The following is an 18,175-nucleotide window of genomic DNA, read 5'->3' as shown; positions in this document are numbered from 1 at the left end:
TCCTTTTTCATATCCATAGAACATTCCATACCAGTTTGTTGCAAGTCTTATTGCATTGAATCCTATGAAGAAAATTAATGGTCCAATTATACTTCCTGTAAGTGCAAGTCCTGCTCCTAATGCTGCAAGCACAGGTCTTAGTGTTCCCCAGAATATTGGGTCTCCAACTCCGGCAAGTGGTCCCATAAGACCAATCTTAACACCACTTATTGATGCCTCATCTATATCTGCCCCATTTGCCTTTTGTTCTTCCATGGCTGCTGTTATTCCCATAATTGGCGTTGCCATAAATGGTTGTGTATTAAAGAATTCCAAATGTCTTTTAAGTGCTGCACTTAATTCGTCACCTTTATATAATTTCTTCAAAGCTGGAATTAATGTAACACAAAAACCTATTGCTTGCATTCTTTCAAAATTAAATGATCCCAATAAGAAATTTGAACGGATAAACATTTTTACTATATCACTTTTATTTAATTTCTTTTCACTCATTATTTTATCTCCTTTCTGTACTTACATTAACTCTGAATCATCAATATCATCAATACTTCCTGTTCCTGCTACTGCTACTTTACCCTCATTAGCTATTGATTTTATATGGAATATTGCTGCAATAACACCTACAGCACCAAAACCAATTAAATTGAAGTTTGTAAATGCTGCTAGTAGGAATCCAATGAAGAAGAATGGTAGTAATGATTTACTATTCATCATATTCATTACCATTGCATAACCAACAACTACTATAAATCCACCTGACACTTGAAGTCCTCTTGTAATAACTTGTGGTATAGCTGCAAGTGCTGCATTTACTGCATCTGTTCCTGCAAGTACTCCTACTATGGCTGCTGGTATCGCTACACGTATTGCTTGAAGTGATAGCCCTAGTATATGACACATTTCTATTCCTCTTGTGTTACCCTTTTCAGCATATTTATCAGCTAAGTGTTGGAAAAATACAGTTATTGTTCTCACAAATATAGTAAGAACTTGTCCTGCAGCTGCAATTGGTACTGCTACTGCTATACCTGCTCCAATTGATTGTTTACCGATTATAACAAGTATTGCTGAAATTACACTTGCAAGCGCCGCATCTGGTGCCATAGCTGCACCAACATTCATCCATCCTAATGCTAACATTTCAAGTGTTCCACCTAGTATAATTCCTGTTTTAATATCCCCTAGTACAAGTCCAACCAATGTACATGCAATTATTGGTCTATGAAATTGTGCCTCATCAAGTACACTTGCCATACCAGTAATTGCTGCAACTATTACTAATAAAATTAATTGTAAAGTGCTCATTTGTAAATTCCCCTCTTTCTTTTAATTTATATATAAAAACTTTTTTAAATTTTATATATCTAATCTTTTAACAGGATTTATTATTCCTTCCATCAAAATCTAAGAGTTTTTAAAGGATCTTATCTTTGGTTTTTAGGTAAAATTTATGTCTATATAAGTTGTAATTCTTTAAATTTGTCCATCAAATTTACTTTAGGATCTTTTGCTAGTTTCCTCACCTCTAATTCGATGCCTTTTTCATTAAGCTTTTTAAATGCCTCAATATCAACATCATTCATGCACAATGCATTTGTAACCTGTTTATCTCCAGCTTTATAGCACATTCCTCCGACGTTTACAGATTTAATAGGTACTCCACCTTCAACCATTCTTAATACATCTGTAGGGTTTGTAAATAAGAATAAAGTTTTAAAACTGTCAAATTTAGGATTATTATATGCTTCAATTGCCTTTGCTATTGGAAGCACATATGCTTTTATCCCTGGAGGCGCTACTTGAATTACTAATTGTTTTCTTAAGTCATCTGCTGCAACTTCATCACTGCAGGCAAATATTCTATTGCATCCACTATACTTTGTCCAAACTGTTGCAACTTGTCCATGTATTAATCTGTCATCTATTCTTACAAAACTAATTTCCATCTTTATATCTCACCTTTCAAATTTCATATTATAATTAAATTCATGTAATTCTTATACTAACTAATCATAGGTTGCTATATTATCTCATCATCTAAATCCTCTGCAATATTTTTAGATAAAGTTCTTATAGCCTCCTTTCCCGAATTTTCTGCAATTGATAAAAGTTCTGACACACTTGAAAAATCTCTACTTCCTAGAACCTCTAATATCATTGGGAGATTAACACCTGTCACAATTTCCATATTCTCATGCTTCATTGCAATTATGCTCGCTGCATTAAATGGACTTCCTCCAAAAAGGTCTACCATGAACAATACGCCATCTGTTGAATTCATTTTTTCTATAAGTGAATTGTATTTTTCAACTAGAGCATCTATACCCTCGCCTGGCTGAAAAGTAACACTTCCCACATTTTCTTGGACTCCAAAAATCATTTCAGCTGATTTAAGGATTTCTTCCGAGAATATACCATGAGTACCTATGATTACTGCTATCATTATTTCATCATCCTTTCCTGCTACATATATTATTTCTATACCAATATACCTAGCAATTCCCATGCCAAAAAAAGTGTGTCAACAAATACCTTTCTCCAAACATGAATTCTAAACGCATACAATGCGGATAAGTTTTCACCTTGACACTCTAAAGTATTATTTGACACACTTTTAATTGTATTTTGACACATTATTTTTCTTATATAAACTAAATTTAACACACATCTATAACATCAATCATATAGTATAGCTCATCATCCGTCAGCTCTATTGATAAAGCTTCTTTAAATATTAAATTTGCTCTTCTTAACACTTCCAGATATCTTGGATTTAATTCTGAATCAGATGAATCATATACCAGTCCATTATTTAAAAGCATCCTTTCTAATGCACATGCAACATGAAACATAATTCTTAGTTTAGTTGGATTCTCATAATGTACATTCAAAGATTTTTCGATAGATTTTATAAAATCATCTAATAACGAATATATCTTTTCAGGATTAAGAAAGGTTAAAATCTCTGTTAAAGTTTGCTTACAAAGATTTTTTAAAACAATCTGATTTTCTCCTTTTATAACCGGATTAATATCCTTTCCTTCAATTATATTTCTTAAAATATTTTCTCCAGATCCATCAATTAGTTCTTCAATCGATATAAAGGGAATTCCCATATTAGGATTTGCTATTCCCACAAGTGCTAAAATTTTATTTTTCCGCGAAATCTGTTTTATTGACTCATTTAGATTATTTAATCCTACTGGGATTATTCTAACATTATCGTTAATTGAGATATTCTTTGCTACAGCTTCAACTAACTCTTTGAGTTTAATTGCAGCGCCCTTACCTGTTGAGCAAATTGTAATTATAGCATTCTCCTCTCCCATTTTACCTTCTGTCATCATATTATTCGTATATCCTCTAAAATCAGTAATTAAATATGAATATACTGAATTTAGATCAGCATCAAAAATTGAGCATTTTCTGACTGCTTCTAGTACTAGAGCCGTTGATACCATATCAATACTCTTAATATTTATCTTGGTCTTTTTCGTTATAGCTTCACCAAAACTATTTAAAGATCCCATATCTACTAAAAGTAATACACCTTTCCCTTCATCTACTTGCTTAACTTTTTCAATAACACTGTCTATAATATCAGCAGGTTTTCTTTCAAGCGGCATATCAACTGCTGCAATATTATCTGCATCAAAAAGTTTTTTAGCCACTGCCACCATGCTTGTAGCAGTGCTTGTACCATGAGATGCAACTACTATTCCAACTCTTTCTTGATGTGATAATTCTTGTATTGAGCTTAGAAGTAAAGCTAAATATTCTATTTCAACTTCTGGAATTATTAAGTTATATCTATCCTCTATTAACTTATGAATCTCTTTAGCTACTCCATATTCTTTACTATTAGATGATAATGTTAACTCAATATTTGTTGAAAATGATACTGTGTTTTTCTTTATACGATTAAATAACGCGCTGAAATGTAGGCTTATAGCATATATAAATCTATCACTTAACTTTCTGCTCAATCTATTTTCAGCTAACATTTTTATTTCTTCAGCAAAATCAACAATATCTTTATCAACAATTTTCAGTAAACCTTCTCTACGATACGCATCATTCTTGAATCTAGCATAAAATTGCTTTAAATGAACATTTATATCTGTTGTTATATAATTTTTAATATCCTGGTCACTCATGCCTTCTTCTTGTAAGACAAACGCCTTGTCCTCTATAATATTGTAAATATTAAATGGTGGCTCATAAGCGTCAGTCTCTAAAAAAGTTTTATTACCATCAGGTTTAACCACTAATGTACTAGGAACCCTTCCCCAAAAATTGGAATCATCTTTTATTTTACCTTCAAAATTAACTATCCCATTTCTCATGCTTTCTGGTAGTAAATCTAAATTTATCTCAATACATTTATCTGTATTCATGCAATTTAGAAATCCTGTGGCACAAACTAGCTGTATATTTGACTTTAATTGACCCACATTTCCATATGTTGTACTTCCAATTAATGCTTTTATCGACTCCGATGAAATTTTAATAGTCTTATTTACCCGTTGAGCTTCCTTAGAAAGTAAATAGTGTATAAGTTCTAATTTATCTTGTAATGATCTCTCTTCAAAATTCGGAATAACTATGGTTATAGGAATTCTTCTAATAAAAGTATTTAGTAATGTAGAATTAGGATCTTCTGTTGTAGCACCTATTAACAATACATTAGCTTTGCGCTGCCTATCTGTTTCTCCAAGCTTATTATAGGTTCCTGTATCCATAAAATAAAAAATCATTTCTTGCCCTTCAGGTGGTAATCTATGTATCTCATCTAAGAATAGTATTCCTCCATCAGCCTTTTCAACAATTCCCTCTTTTTCCTTATCAGCTCCTGTAAAAGCCCCCTTAATATGTCCAAAAATATACGATAAAAGTAATTGTGGATTATTAGCGTAATCTGCACAATTGAAAACAACAAAAGGCGCATCTTCAGGTAACTTTTTTATATATTTTGAATACTGGTACATTATATTAACAAATAAGCTTTTTCCAACTCCTGTACTTCCAATTATCAAGGTGTGAAGTCCATTAGGAGGATATAAGAGCGCAGCCTTTGCTTGTTCGATTTGATTTTTTAGGCTAGTATTAGCTCCAATTAAATAGTTAAAAGGAGATTGCTCTTCATCTCTTACCACATCTTCACTCGAGGCAAATTTCATTATATCTGATATCTCTTCCAAGTCGTCTGGTAACTTTACAGATAATATTTCCTCAAAACTTTTTCTATCAAAGTAAAGAACAGGTCTATTTTTAATCTTGATAATTTTAGAATCTCTACATAGTGTATTAAGTTCCCTTGATACGTTACTTCTTAATATTTCAAGATGTTCTCCTATCTCTTGCGCGCTAAATCCTTTAACTTCTAAGAGCTTATCCTTTGTAAATTTTTTTGAGCTATTTTCGATATAATTGTAAATCCTATCAATACGCTTCATGATGCTCACCTTCTTTTAGATTTGTCTATAATTAATAAAAAACTAACTCTTTCAAGTAAATATATAGTATCCTTTTACTAAAAAAATTACAATATACTTAACCAAAAGAGTCAGTTAAAATCAATCACTATAAATTTACTATATACTTGAAGCTTTTAGACCAATACCTGAATCTAGTATTACTTTATTTCTAATATATCTTTTATAACCTCTCCACCAATTATCATTCCTGCAACCGGAGGAACAAATGATATACTTCCCGGTATTTGTCTTTTAATAGCGCACTTCTTAGTACCACCAGTACAAACACATCCTGTTTTACATGTAACAACATCATCATAGTTAGGTTTTATCGGAACTTCTTCTGAATAAACTACCTTTAATTTTTCTATTCCTCTTTTACGTAACTCAGATCTCATAACCTTAGCCAAAGGACAAATTTTCGTTTTAAATATATCTGTAACTTTAAATTGTGTAGGATCTAATTTATTACCAGTTCCCATAGAACTCATTATTCTTATGCCCTTTTTATAACAATATTCTACTAAACCTAATTTAGCTGACACTGTATCTATTGCATCAACTACATAATCTACATCATCAGGAATTATAGACTCTATATTTTCTTGTGTAACAAAAATTTGATGTGTTATAACATTGCATGTTCTATTTATAGATAATATTCTTTCTTTCATCACTTCTACTTTAGGTTGACTTATTGTCTTATATGTAGCATGCACTTGTCTATTTAAATTTGTTAAGCAAACAGTATCATCATCAACTATGATTAACTCACCTACTCCTGCTCTTGCAAGAGCTTCTATAGTGTAACTTCCAACTCCACCTACTCCAAAAACAATAACTTTACTATGTTTTAATTTATCTAATCCATCTTTACCTATCAAAAGTTCAGTTCTTGATAAAGAATGTTGTGCTGTCATAAATTTTCTCTCCTTATTATCTTATACTTTTAATTGATATTATAACACAAAAACAATCGAAAATTGGCAGTATAATTATTATATATTATAGCCTTAATAATGATTATTTACATATATATGTTAATTAATACCAAAGCCTTTCTTTTACCCTCACATGGAGTGCACAAATAATTTTACAAATTTATCTATTAAATTGTCAAACTAATGATTATAATATATATTAAGTATCATATATGTTTAACCAAAATATTTATTTTACTATAATTTATTGAATTTAGTATGGATATGATGAAATTTACTGCTTTTGTTCATATTAAGAACTTGTTCATTTCTAGTTTCTATATATTGCTCAATAAATTTACATAATAATTAAATATATACATAGGTTATATCATATTTATTAATTAATTATTTTAGGAGGCTCACTTTATATATGATTATTGGAATAATTGCTGCTATGGCAGAAGAATTAGAACTATTACTAAATGATTTAACTATTGAAGAAAAAAAAGATAAGGCTAATATGACTTTCCACAAAGGAAAATTATATGGAAAAGATGTTGTAGCTGTAGTTTGCGGTATCGGTAAAGTTAATTCAGCTATTTGCACTCAAATATTAGCATCTGAATACAAAGTAGATAAAATTATCAATGTAGGAGTTGCTGGTGGAATAGGAAAAGAAATTTATCCTGGTGATATTGTTGTTGCTGAAAATTTAGTTCAACATGACATGGATACTACAGCTTTCGGAGATAAGGTTGGGCAGATTCCAAGACTCGATACATTTGACTTTAAATGTGATAAAGAAATGGTTTCTATAGCTAAGAATGCATGCGAGAAAATTGCAGAATTAAATAGTTTTACAGGAAGAATCGCTTCTGGTGACCAATTCATAGCAAATATAGAAAAAATTCATTGGCTTGATCAGGAGTTTGGAGCAATATCTTGTGAAATGGAAGGCGCTAGTATAGCTCAAGTTTGCTATCTAAACGCAATTCCTTTTGTAGTTATAAGATCTATTTCTGATAACGCAAATAATGGTGCTCATATGGATTATGAGAAATTTGTACCAATCGCAGTTAAAAATTCTACTAGAATAATAAAACAAATGTTAGAAATGATGTAGTAAAAATAATATCTTAATATATAAAGGCCATCTCTTGAAAGTGTCTAAACATATTTATATACACTTACAAAAGATGGCTTTCTTTATATTAATGTCTTCCTATTTAAAATACTATTCTACAGTAAACATCTTTAATTCCTCTTGCAATTTATATGATATTTGTTGCAAATTGCCAGCATACTCTGTTAATTCTGCCATTGTTGCATTTACTTCCTGAGCTGATGCTGTAACCTCTTCAGATATTGATGCCGATTCCTCTGAAACCGCTGCTATATTTTCAATTTGTGTCTTAACTTCTTCTTTATTTAATTTCATTTTTTCATTTAAGACCTTAATATTTTCTATTGCGCCTGTTAAAGGAATTATAGAATCAACTATTTCATTAAATATACTTTCTGTTTCCTTTATTGCTTGTCCTTGTTTCTGTGACATTTCTCTACTTTCTTTCATAGCTATTTTAGTAGAATCGCTCTTATTATTTATTTCTGAAACAATTGCTTTTATTTCATCTGTAGATTTTTTTGATTCTTCTGCTAGTTTTCTGATTTCTTCTGCAACCACCGCAAAGCCTTTTCCTGCTTCTCCAGCTCTTGCAGCTTCTATACTTGCATTTAAAGCTAAAAGATTAGTTTGTTCAGTTATTCCTGCTATTACGTCCGATATATAATTTATTTTATTTATACTTTCTCCCATTTCATGAACCATGCCGCCAGACTTAATTGCATTTTCTTTAGACTTTTCAGCTTTAAATATCAAGTCATTAAGTATAGATAATCCTTGAGTACCTAATTTCTCAGCTTCACCAGCTAACTCATTAATATGATTAGTCTCTCCATCAACTTCATCTATCCTATTTGATAATTCTTCAGTACTCGTTGCAACCTCTGTTGCTGATTGCGCTTGATTTGTAGCTCCATTTGCAACTTCTTGTATTGCATTTGAAACTTCTGATACTGATGCAGTTGTTTCCTCAGACATACTAGATATATTTCCTGATGCCTCCAATAAATCAGATGATGTATTTTGAATTCCTTTCAATAACTTCGAGATATTCTCTACCATAAAATTAAAGTTATCTCCAAGCTCAGCGAATTCATCTTTAGCCGTTACAATTATTCTTTTACTGAAGTCTCCTTCAGCTACTGTACTAAACGCTTCTTTTAATTTATGTATTTCTTTCACAATATACGATGCTGAAATCATTGATATAATTATTCCTATAATTACACATAATAAATTAGCAGTAATAACTGTTACCTTCATTGTTAAAACATTATTTGTTACTTCTTTGCCATCAATTATACCTACCATTTTCCACCCTGTTAAAGCATCTGTTTCTTGACAGGCATAAAATGCTTTCCCATTATTTTCCCAATTATATACTCCTCTTTCTTCATTTTTAGCTGATTCCCAAAATGGTAATTTACTAATATTATCATCTATCTCTTTATTATTATTGTTATTTGCTACTACATCTCCATCGTTATCAACTAGTACTATGAATCCCGTATTCAGTAGTTTTATGTTACTAATATATTCTTGCATGGAGTCTAAAGACATATCTATTACTATTACCCCAGTGATTTGTCCATTATTATCTTTAACAGCCTGAGCAACTGTCATTACTTGCTTTCCTGTTACGCTATCTTTATATGGTTTTATGTATACAACCTTTCCATCAGCTTCCTTAGCTTTCTTATACCATTCCCTTTCTTTATAATTGAAATCATTAATATTCATCGTTCCACTATCTAATACAAGCTCTCCATATTCAGTTGCATATCCTGCATTAATAATTCCATTTATTGAATCCTTAGTATCTTTAAACATACCTTGTACATATTTAGATATTAGTGCATGATCTACTTGCGGATTTGATAAATCTTTGATATCGGCATTTTTCGATATCACTCTCAATTGAGTATTTAAAATTTCTAGATATTGCGAAAAACCTTTATCAACTTCTTTAATAGTTTGCACACTTGTAGTCTTTAAATTATTCTCCAAAACAACATTAGACTTAAAAATTGCTACTAATCCAACAGTTATAGTTGGAAGTAGAAGCATAATGATAATTCCAATCACTATCTTTCTAAACAGCTTACTATTTCTATTCATTTCATTAACACTCCTATAAACTTTATCTTTTTCTAGAATAAACTCCATTCATATACACAGTACTACAAATAATAAATATAAACACAACTTATTTGTAATAATATAGCTTAACAGGGCAAATATAATATTTTCATGATAACATTGTATTTTACTATATTCAAGTAGTCGAAAATAAGCTAATTGAATATACTTAATCTTAATATTCACTTTTACTACCAAATATAAATGTTAAGCTAATCTTATATCTAATCCGACCTAATTACGTTATTATCATAAATAATTATTTTTGATTACAAAGATTTTTAATTTTTATCAATAAAATAGAGTCATCTTATACCAGAAACCTGATCTAAGATAACTCTATTTTTTGCTATATGATATTAATTTTTATTTCCACGAAATATTTGCATCTCTTCTTGGAACAGTTCTAACATATTTCACATTAGGATATCCAACAACCATGCATGTTACAATTTCTTCTTTACCTTTTAAACCAAGCAAGTCTCTTATTTCATCATTTCCTTGTGCCGCCCTTGTAAAGAATCCACTAAAAAATGTTCCAAGACCTAACGCATTAGTCATAAGTTCCATATTGGATGACGCTAAAGAAGCATTCACAGTCGAATCTGAAACTGCAAGAATCAACGCAGGTGCATTAAAAAATAATTTATCATTCTTCTTAGAATCCTCTTTATAATCATTATACATTTTAATCCACATTTGTGCATATCTCTTGAAAGGTAAAGTTTGTGGATTTAGATTTTTAAGCATTTCTTCCCCTCTAAGTTTTAGGTTTCTTAAAGCCATTTCCTTTAATAATTCAATGTTATCTTCTACAACCACATACGAAACATTTTGACTATTAGTTCCAGTTTGAGTGAATCTACCAGCCTCAATAATTTTTAATATCTTTTCTTTTTCTACTTCTTTATCTTTAAATTGTCTTGTAGTCCTCCTAAATTTAATAAAATTAAGAAGTTTCTCTGATTCTATCTTAAACTCAGACTCATTATAATCTTTTACATCTTCCATATTATATTCATCTGTAGATACTGCTTCTTTAGGACAAACTGCAATACAGTGTCCACACTTCATACATCTAACATTTTTAATTTCTGCCTTGTTCCCATTTATTTCAATATCATTAGGAAAACAATCTTTAACACAAAGTCCACATCCCACACACTTTTCTTTATCTACAATCATCATAGTATAATTACTCCTTTTATATTAAATTCATCTATTATTATTTTTAAGTGCTAACAATATATTTATATAAATTTGCCTGCCTATTTCATCTTAGACATTTTACAATTTGCTAGTTCATTAACTAAATTTTCAATTGTTTTTTCTCTATCTTCTTTTTTATAGAAGTCAAATCCCATTTCATTTTTTATATTTTCTGCTTTTAAAAATATGTAATTTAGATATCCTGCAATCAAATAGTTCTTAATCCAGAACTTATGCATGTCATCTCCATAAAGTTCTCTAAGACACTTATTATACGACTCCTCTGAATCTAGTAGATGTGCTGTCATCTGATTACTCTCCAGGTCATCTAAAATCGCAATCTTAGAAATTTCAGAATTATCTGCAATAAAGTTTGCAACTTCTTTTAATATGAAAGTAAGTCTATTAATTGCTGATTCATTATTCTTTGATTTCATTTTCTCACTTAAAGATCTCGTTGCACAGCTCATAACCTTTTTTACTGCTAAACGAATTAAATTATCTTTACTCTGGAAATGATAATTTACCATACCATTACCCAGTCCTGCTTTCTCAGTAATATCTTTTACAGTAATTTCACTAGGCTTTTTACCTTCACATATCATATGTATAGTAACAGCTATCAACTTTTCTTTAGCATCATTTTCTCCCATATTGTCACCTCCTATTTCTATAATACTTTATGTGTTGAATAGCATACTGTATATCATACAGTATACTATTCAACATTTATTTGTCAAGCTAACGAATTTTTATAAATAAAAATCACCGCAAAATGCAGTGATTTTTTTATCCCTATTTATAAATTCTCAAGAGTTAATTTTATTACATAAATCTTCGTGATAGAGATACTACAAAGCTTGATGTAAAAAATACTCCTAAAAATGATTCTAAACCAACAACCATCTTCATCCAATTCAGTGGAATTATATCGCCGTATCCAACCGTCGTAAATGTTATTATTGTAAAATATAATGTATTACCAAATTTACTAATTAAAAAATTAATATCAAAATTTGAAGTCTTAAACATTTCAAATACTGCTATGAATAGATTTTTTGAATTCAATTGAACATCTTTGCACATAAGCAGATTCGGAAAAAAACAGTATAGTAAAAAAAATGATATAATCACCACTATCATAGATAATAGTGTTCTCTCCCAACTTGTATAATACTTCGTGGTTATTCCAATTAAATAATACAGCAAATTAGAATTACCTTTATTTTTACTTTTTCTTTCCAGTCTCTCATACTTCTTAAAATAATACAGCGTTTCTAGATATTGATCTATCCTTCCGCTCGATTTATATACATCTGATACAATCAAAAAATTCCATTTTGTTTTTTTAAAGTCATTATCAAAAATCAAAGGCTTGTACTTTTTATTTTCCAACAACTCGTACTCCAGATAACACTTATCTGAGAAATTAGTCTTGTACAAACTAAACTTACCTTTAAGATCATCAAAATTAATTTCTGATTTTTTATAAAAAGAACATTGTAAAAAACTTAATTCTCCATTTATATCTAACTCTAACTTACTTAACCCTTCGAACCTACAATCAACAAAACACAATTCTTTTTCCCCTTTGATTTTATCCAAAATAAAATCATTTAGTATATTAACTTCTTGAAAAAGTAAATTTTCTTTAAATATAGATGCATTTCCATAGAACTTTCCAAACTCAGAATTTTCCACTACTATGCTTTCTTTAACTATAGTTTCACTTATTCTTAACTTATCACAATTTATGAACCTTACAAACATGTTATTTCTTATTAAGCAATTATTAATTTTTATTCTTTTATAATCTCCACCTAATAATTCTATATCCTCAACAAACTCACAATTATTAAATATCAATAACGAGGAATTATTTATTTCATTATTAGAATAACTATCAAATCTAAATTTCTTTAAAAATATCGTATTATAAAATTCTCCTAAAATATTATTACATTCAAATGCCACTAATAAGTCACTTCTATCTTCTATATGACCTTTATGGTTATCAAGATATTCCAATAGCTCTTGCTCTGTAGAAATGACTCTATATTCTAATATAACTCCATCTTTATCAATCAATATAAAATCATCTGTTTCTTTAATATCTTTTCCTAGCTCTAATTCATCAAAGCCTTTAGTTAATACTTCTCTATTCATTATCTACCTCATCCTAAAGTATATATAACTTTTATTTTATTATCTATAATAGTGCAAAAACACTTGAATAATTTTACAACTGAATAAAATAAAAAAACATCTATGATAAATCCTTGTTATAATTGAGTTACCACACAACAATGACAGCAAGGAGCTATACATAAATGTTTCAGAATACAATTATATCAGATGAGCTATCAATATACAATTTTTTAAAACAACTAAATTTTGATTTTTACTTAACTAAGCCTCAATTAAGGCATTTAGAAAATATAATGAATGCTATGATATCAAAGGGTTATAACGGTAAAATTTCCGACATAGCGGAGCTTGTTCCTTCGAAACATCGAACTAGTATTACTAGATTTTTTTCAAATAGTAATTGGAATGAAAAACTTTTAGAAAGAGCATTAAAAGCATATATCATAGAACTTATTTGGGCTAAATCAAGAGAATCCAAACAGCCAATATACTTTATTATTGATGACACTATTTCTGAAAAGACAAAGCCCTCGTCAAAGGCTAAAAATCCAATTGAAAAGTGTTCGTTTCATAATTCTCATCTAAAAGGTAAGAATGTATATGGTCATCAAATAGTAGTTTCTTTACTATCGTGTGACGGATTAGTGCTACCATACTCAATTGATATTTATGATAAAGAATATATGAGTAAAATAGAATTAACTCAAAAATTAATTACAACACTTCCAAAGCCTGAAAATAAAGGCTATGTGTTAGCAGATAGTTGGTATAGTTGTAAGGATATTTTTAATGCTTCTGAAAAAGCCAGCTATAGCTATATTGGTGCTTTAAAAACTAATAGGGTCATTTTTCCGTATGGCCATGAAAGACTAGGAATAAAACTTCATAAGTTTGCTACATTATTAAAGATTGAAGACTTTGACCTCGTCACCGTCAAAGACAAGCAATACTACATTTATAATTATGTTGGCAACTTAAAAGATAGAAAGAATGTTTCTATTGTTTTAAGTTATCCTAAAGATGCTTTCCAAAAAGATGGCGCATTGAAAACTTTTATTTCCTTAGAGAAATCATTAGCACCGTTAGATATTTTAACTCAATATACCGACCGATGGGCAATCGAACCATTTTTTAGAGATTGCAAAACGTACTTAGGACTAGATGGATATCAAGTAAGAAGTGGAAAAAGCATTAATAGATATCTAATTATAATGTTAGTAAATTATAATTATTGCAAAATATACTGTACTGATTCTCTTCACTTTAATACTGGATATAAAGCTGCTAAAAAAAATTTAGAAAAGTCCAAAGTAATATATATTTACAAAGCTGCCGCAAGCGGTACGCCGATAGAAAAAATTTTTGAGTCATTAAAAATAGCTTAAGAATCTGTTTTTTTATTCAACTGTAAAATTATTCAAGAAAAACTGCACTATTATAGTTATTATATATTATTTACCACACAGCTTCCATAATAATGCGAACTGATGAAAATTAATATATCACTTAATTTATATTTTTGAATATATTATAAAGATATAACGAATATATTCAGGAGTAAAAAATGCTATCAAAACAAGAGTTTATTAACCAATCTTTAGAATTAAACTTATTCTTTCTAAGAATTATGCGGGAACACTCGATATTTATTGAAGCAGCCCTACCACCAAAGAACAAAGATCTTATAAGCCAAGCTGATGCTTTTAAAAATGAATTTACAACTTTACTATCTCGTGCCATATTACTATCAGATGGAGTTATCCCTTTCGAAACATTAGATTCCAATGAAATAATCACAAAATATACTATGGATGCTGAAAAAGCTACTCAATTTGCTACTGGAATTTTTATAGACTCTAATATAACTTCTATGGAAAAGTCATTAATATCTGGTATGAGAAATAGTGATACATCTATGCTAACCGATAACGTATATATGCTTAACCACCAATCTATAGCCGCAACTAATATGATTATTAAATTTAAAACAAAACTTAGAAATGACGTCTTATCTTGCAAGGTATTTACAACTTTATATCCTGCAGTTCTAAACCATGTGCTTAGTGAAGCAATAATATTTACAGAACTTCTAACACGATTGCAAAGTGGTGTCGGAATTGGTACTAAGAGAGATATACTGATACTTGAAAATTTTTGGGATGATAAGTTAGCAGAACATTCATTTACTATTAGAGGAATGCTAGATCCTACCGAAGTAGAATTATTCACTATAGCTAATAATTTTGGAAAAGAATTCGAGACATTGAGAGATGAGGCTTCCGATATGGATAAATCAGCAGAAGATTTGTCTGAACTTACTGAGACTACCTTAAGTGCAGCCACTAATCTCAGAAATTTCAAAGCCCAGAGTACTGAAGGCCTTTTAACTTGTAAAATAAAATCAATAATTCTACCACTCTTTGCTGATCATGTTCTTAGAGAATCAAATCACTATATAAACTTATTAAAATCCTTCAGCAACATTTAAATTCATTTAATTTGAAGTAATTTATAACTCAAAATAGCCAAGACAGTTAAATTAATTTCGTCTAAATATATCTCTCGATTGATTAGTAGAACATATATTTATCAATCAAATATAAAAATGGCATAAGTATTAAATATTTATGTTATTGTTCACACATTATAAACAAAGTTATCAACAGAATCTGTTGATAACTTTGTTTATAATGTGGATCTTTTTACTATTAATAAATCTTCTTTTCATCATAGTTTTTATTTTATAATGAAGTTAATCTTGAAATTTTTTCAGATGTGTTTATAATTAGTTGTTGTAGCAATTATTTGTAAGCCAATTATATTTACAACAACTTTATTTACTGGAGGTAATTATATGTTTGAATCTTATGACCAAGATATTGGAATGTTAACAAATAAAGTTTCTAAGAAATTAACATCTTATCTAAATAATAAATTAGAAAAATTTAATATTACAACTGAGCAATGGACAGTAATACTAAAACTCTCTAATCAGAATAAAATAAGTCAGAAACTTTTAGCTGAGGTTTCAGGCAAAGACCAATCCACTTTAGCTAGAATACTTGATATACTTGAAAGAAAGGCTTTCATTGAAAGACATCCAAGCAAAGAAGATAGACGTTCCTTTGAAATTCATATAACAGATAGTGGTTTAAATCTTGTTGAAGAGGTTTCTCCTTTTTTAGAAGATTTATTTAATAAATTACTTAAAGATATATCTCATGAAAAACTGGATGCATATAATGCGGTTCTTTTAAAAATTGATAACAATATAAATGACTTATAATACAAAAGGAGAATTTAACATGGAAATGAAAAAGAATTTAAAAACCTCAAAACTTTGGACCAAAAATTATATATTTATGCTACTTTCAAATTTATTTATATACTTAGCTTTTTATATGTTAACTCCAACTCTTCCTGCATATGCCAAGCTATGTGGTGGTAATAATTTAGAAGCAAGCCTAGTTGTAAGTACATTTTCAATAACTTCTTTACTTGTTAGATTATTCATAGGCAATATTATGGATAGGATTGAAATCAAACCTCTGCTGCTTTTAGGCGCTCTAATACTTGCTGGAAGCACGCTATCATATATCTGGCTTCCAATAGATGCAATAATATTGGTTCGCGTTATTCAAGGCATAGGTTGGGGACTTGCTTCTACTGGTGCTGCTGCAATTTTTTCTAATATTGTACCAAAAGAAAAACGCGGTGAGGGCATGGGCTACTATTCTCTTTCAATGATAATATCCATGGCATTATCCCCTATGGTTGCAATAGTAATAATGAATTTATACAGTTTTAAAAATATTGTTCTTATTTCAATAACTTTAGTAGGTATTGGTATTATATTTCTCAGTCAAGTTAAATCAACTATAAAAATCTCTTCAACATCTAGTACAATTTCCAAATGCTCATTAAAAGATTCCTTTGAAAAAAAAGCTGCCTTACCTTCTTTATTATGCTTTTTTCTTGTAATCACATTATGTGGAATTATGAGTTATATAATGTTATACGGACAGGAGCTAAAAATATCTTCTATTTGGATTTATTTTATTGGATTTGTTGCAATGATTTTAATAACACGTCCTCTTGTTGGAAAAATATTTGATGAAAAAGGACATGCTGTAGTAATATTACCCGGCTCAATTTGCTTAATAATAGGTCTTATAACGCTCTCCTATGCAAACTCTATTTTAATGCTTATACTCTCCTCCTTATTCTACGGGCTTGGGTATGGTGCCGTTCAGCCTTCTCTTCAGGCTTGGGCTGTAAACCGATCTCCTTCTAATAGGCAAGGAGCTGCTAACGGAACTTTCTTATCTTCCATGGATTTATCCTATACACTTGGATCAATTCTTCTAAGTTTCATTGCTGAGCATAAAAGTTATGCAATTATGTATAGATTTTCTGCTATTTTTATAATTTTGCTTTTATTAATATACTCCTATTATGTTTTTATAGATAATTCTAAAGAACCAGAAATTATAGAAGAGAAACTTTCTTAGATTAAAAGGTTGTTGCATTAGTGGAATTCCACTTTGCTAACATCCTTCAATTCCTTTATTAATTCTAATTTTCTATTTATTAAATTCTAAATCATTTTATCTTATTTAAAGTCTGTATAAATTTATCCACAGATCCTTCCTCTTTAACTTAGATATATCCACATTAATCACAGATTTCTATAATAAAGTTTGCAAAAATGTGAGCAAAAAATTACATGAGAAAAGGGATAAGATCTATCAATATCTTATCTCAATACTCTCTCAAGCCTTGAAAATCAATACTCTAATCTTATCCCTCTAATTTTTTCCTATTTAAATTTCAATATAAAAATCAATATTGTTGATTCTTTTTCTTGTCCTTTTCAATAAAACCTTCAAACTTTTTTATCATGAAATCAATCTTTCTTATGATGTCGTCAAAGATTTTTGTTTAGGGACAACTATTGTGTTTTTATATTAAAGATTGACGAACCCCTCATTCTTCCAACACCCTTCCATCCACCTATCCATCCCATTCTCCCTCCCATCAAATCTTCAAAACATTCACACTTTATAATAAAGTCTGGAGAAAAATTGTTCACAAAACCATCAATTTCAGCCTCAATATATCCACATTAATCACAGATCTTTATAATAAAGTTTGCA

The 18,175-nt window shown here is 29.6% G+C and carries 16 protein-coding genes; 5 read left to right on the top strand and 11 right to left on the bottom strand.

The genetic code is table 11. The annotated features are described in order from the left end of the window. The 6 genes from ACJDTP_RS09810 to ACJDTP_RS09785 all read right to left on the bottom strand — a co-directional run. Nucleotides 1-492, bottom strand: a 492-nt coding sequence (locus tag ACJDTP_RS09810; RefSeq protein WP_406761052.1) for a PTS system mannose/fructose/sorbose family transporter subunit IID, incomplete at its 3' end; no start/stop codon positions are given. Nucleotides 493-513: 21 nt separating this feature from the next. Then, the gene (locus ACJDTP_RS09805; protein WP_012061062.1) at nt 514-1,305 is read right to left on the bottom strand and encodes a PTS mannose/fructose/sorbose transporter subunit IIC; all 792 of its coding nucleotides are present in this window, start codon (nt 1,303-1,305) and stop codon (nt 514-516) included. A 149-nt stretch (nt 1,306-1,454) separates the two neighbouring features. Then, a complete protein-coding gene (locus ACJDTP_RS09800) occupies nt 1,455-1,946 on the bottom strand; it encodes a mannose/fructose/sorbose PTS transporter subunit IIB (RefSeq protein ID WP_023976850.1) in 492 nt (163 codons plus the stop codon). A 74-nt stretch (nt 1,947-2,020) separates the two neighbouring features. Further along, on the bottom strand, nt 2,021-2,443 hold the full coding sequence (locus ACJDTP_RS09795; protein ID WP_031276367.1) for a mannose/fructose/sorbose PTS transporter subunit IIA: 423 nt from the start codon (nt 2,441-2,443) through the stop codon (nt 2,021-2,023). A 214-nt stretch (nt 2,444-2,657) separates the two neighbouring features. Continuing rightward, entirely contained in the window at nt 2,658-5,456 is a 2,799-nt protein-coding gene (locus ACJDTP_RS09790; protein ID WP_077854779.1) for a sigma-54-dependent transcriptional regulator, read from the bottom strand. Between the two features lie 179 nt (nt 5,457-5,635). Next, nucleotides 5,636-6,397, bottom strand: a complete 762-nt coding sequence (locus ACJDTP_RS09785) for a tRNA threonylcarbamoyladenosine dehydratase (RefSeq protein ID WP_017212254.1) — start codon at nt 6,395-6,397, stop codon at nt 5,636-5,638. Between the two features lie 433 nt (nt 6,398-6,830). Between ACJDTP_RS09785 and ACJDTP_RS09780 the strand changes: the two genes are divergently transcribed. Further along, the gene (locus tag ACJDTP_RS09780; RefSeq protein WP_012061067.1) at nt 6,831-7,523 is read left to right on the top strand and encodes a 5'-methylthioadenosine/adenosylhomocysteine nucleosidase; all 693 of its coding nucleotides are present in this window, start codon (nt 6,831-6,833) and stop codon (nt 7,521-7,523) included. A 111-nt stretch (nt 7,524-7,634) separates the two neighbouring features. Here ACJDTP_RS09780 and ACJDTP_RS09775 read toward each other — a convergent pair whose 3' ends face one another. The 4 genes from ACJDTP_RS09775 to ACJDTP_RS09760 all read right to left on the bottom strand — a co-directional run bounded on the left by ACJDTP_RS09775 (nt 7,635) and on the right by ACJDTP_RS09760 (nt 13,037). After that, nucleotides 7,635-9,641 carry a methyl-accepting chemotaxis protein gene (locus ACJDTP_RS09775; protein ID WP_077844312.1) on the bottom strand — a complete coding sequence of 669 codons (2,007 nt, stop codon included), beginning with the start codon at nt 9,639-9,641 and terminating at the stop codon, nt 7,635-7,637. Nucleotides 9,642-10,028: 387 nt separating this feature from the next. Further along, nucleotides 10,029-10,850, bottom strand: a complete 822-nt coding sequence (locus ACJDTP_RS09770; protein ID WP_406761051.1) for a nitroreductase family protein — start codon at nt 10,848-10,850, stop codon at nt 10,029-10,031. A gap of 80 nt (nt 10,851-10,930) precedes the next feature. Continuing rightward, nucleotides 10,931-11,524, bottom strand: coding sequence for a TetR/AcrR family transcriptional regulator (locus ACJDTP_RS09765; RefSeq protein WP_406761050.1), 594 nt, complete (start codon nt 11,522-11,524; stop codon nt 10,931-10,933). A gap of 172 nt (nt 11,525-11,696) precedes the next feature. Then, the gene (locus tag ACJDTP_RS09760; RefSeq protein WP_406761049.1) at nt 11,697-13,037 is read right to left on the bottom strand and encodes a potassium channel family protein; all 1,341 of its coding nucleotides are present in this window, start codon (nt 13,035-13,037) and stop codon (nt 11,697-11,699) included. A 164-nt stretch (nt 13,038-13,201) separates the two neighbouring features. On the opposite strand from ACJDTP_RS09760, the gene ACJDTP_RS09755 reads away from it, so the two are divergent. From ACJDTP_RS09755 to ACJDTP_RS09740, 4 genes are all read left to right on the top strand, one after another. After that, the gene (locus ACJDTP_RS09755; RefSeq protein WP_406761048.1) at nt 13,202-14,404 is read left to right on the top strand and encodes an IS701 family transposase; all 1,203 of its coding nucleotides are present in this window, start codon (nt 13,202-13,204) and stop codon (nt 14,402-14,404) included. Between the two features lie 179 nt (nt 14,405-14,583). Continuing rightward, a complete protein-coding gene (locus ACJDTP_RS09750; RefSeq protein ID WP_406761047.1) occupies nt 14,584-15,507 on the top strand; it encodes a DUF2935 domain-containing protein in 924 nt (307 codons plus the stop codon). Between the two features lie 366 nt (nt 15,508-15,873). Continuing rightward, entirely contained in the window at nt 15,874-16,305 is a 432-nt protein-coding gene (locus ACJDTP_RS09745) for a MarR family winged helix-turn-helix transcriptional regulator (RefSeq protein ID WP_406761046.1), read from the top strand. 19 nt (nt 16,306-16,324) lie between these two features. Further along, nucleotides 16,325-17,530: an MFS transporter gene (locus tag ACJDTP_RS09740; protein WP_406761045.1), complete on the top strand. Its 1,206-nt coding sequence runs from the start codon at nt 16,325-16,327 to the stop codon at nt 17,528-17,530. 440 nt (nt 17,531-17,970) lie between these two features. Here ACJDTP_RS09740 and ACJDTP_RS09735 read toward each other — a convergent pair whose 3' ends face one another. Continuing rightward, entirely contained in the window at nt 17,971-18,111 is a 141-nt protein-coding gene (locus ACJDTP_RS09735) for a hypothetical protein (protein WP_406761044.1), read from the bottom strand. Nucleotides 18,112-18,175: the final 64 nt, after the last annotated feature.

Origin of the sequence: Candidatus Clostridium helianthi (assembly GCF_045310795.1) — a bacterium.
In the GTDB taxonomy this organism is placed as follows: domain Bacteria; phylum Bacillota; class Clostridia; order Clostridiales; family Clostridiaceae; genus Clostridium; species Clostridium helianthi.
This window is presented reverse-complemented; position numbering and strand designations above follow the sequence as displayed.

Excerpts from the sequence above, each read along its gene's own strand:
- ACJDTP_RS09790 (WP_077854779.1), bottom strand. The coding sequence starts at position 5,456 with ATGAAGCGTATTGATAGGATTTACAATTATATCGAAAATAGCTCAAAA.
- ACJDTP_RS09800 (WP_023976850.1), bottom strand. The coding sequence starts at position 1,946 with ATGGAAATTAGTTTTGTAAGAATAGATGACAGATTAATACATGGACAA.
- ACJDTP_RS09770 (WP_406761051.1), bottom strand. The coding sequence starts at position 10,850 with ATGATGATTGTAGATAAAGAAAAGTGTGTGGGATGTGGACTTTGTGTT.
- ACJDTP_RS09765 (WP_406761050.1), bottom strand. The coding sequence starts at position 11,524 with ATGGGAGAAAATGATGCTAAAGAAAAGTTGATAGCTGTTACTATACAT.
- ACJDTP_RS09745 (WP_406761046.1), top strand. The coding sequence starts at position 15,874 with ATGTTTGAATCTTATGACCAAGATATTGGAATGTTAACAAATAAAGTT.
- ACJDTP_RS09780 (WP_012061067.1), top strand. The coding sequence starts at position 6,831 with ATGATTATTGGAATAATTGCTGCTATGGCAGAAGAATTAGAACTATTA.
- ACJDTP_RS09775 (WP_077844312.1), bottom strand. The coding sequence starts at position 9,641 with ATGAATAGAAATAGTAAGCTGTTTAGAAAGATAGTGATTGGAATTATC.
- ACJDTP_RS09760 (WP_406761049.1), bottom strand. The coding sequence starts at position 13,037 with ATGAATAGAGAAGTATTAACTAAAGGCTTTGATGAATTAGAGCTAGGA.
- ACJDTP_RS09750 (WP_406761047.1), top strand. The coding sequence starts at position 14,584 with ATGCTATCAAAACAAGAGTTTATTAACCAATCTTTAGAATTAAACTTA.
- ACJDTP_RS09805 (WP_012061062.1), bottom strand. The coding sequence starts at position 1,305 with ATGAGCACTTTACAATTAATTTTATTAGTAATAGTTGCAGCAATTACT.
- ACJDTP_RS09740 (WP_406761045.1), top strand. The coding sequence starts at position 16,325 with ATGGAAATGAAAAAGAATTTAAAAACCTCAAAACTTTGGACCAAAAAT.
- ACJDTP_RS09785 (WP_017212254.1), bottom strand. The coding sequence starts at position 6,397 with ATGACAGCACAACATTCTTTATCAAGAACTGAACTTTTGATAGGTAAA.
- ACJDTP_RS09755 (WP_406761048.1), top strand. The coding sequence starts at position 13,202 with ATGTTTCAGAATACAATTATATCAGATGAGCTATCAATATACAATTTT.
- ACJDTP_RS09795 (WP_031276367.1), bottom strand. The coding sequence starts at position 2,443 with ATGATAGCAGTAATCATAGGTACTCATGGTATATTCTCGGAAGAAATC.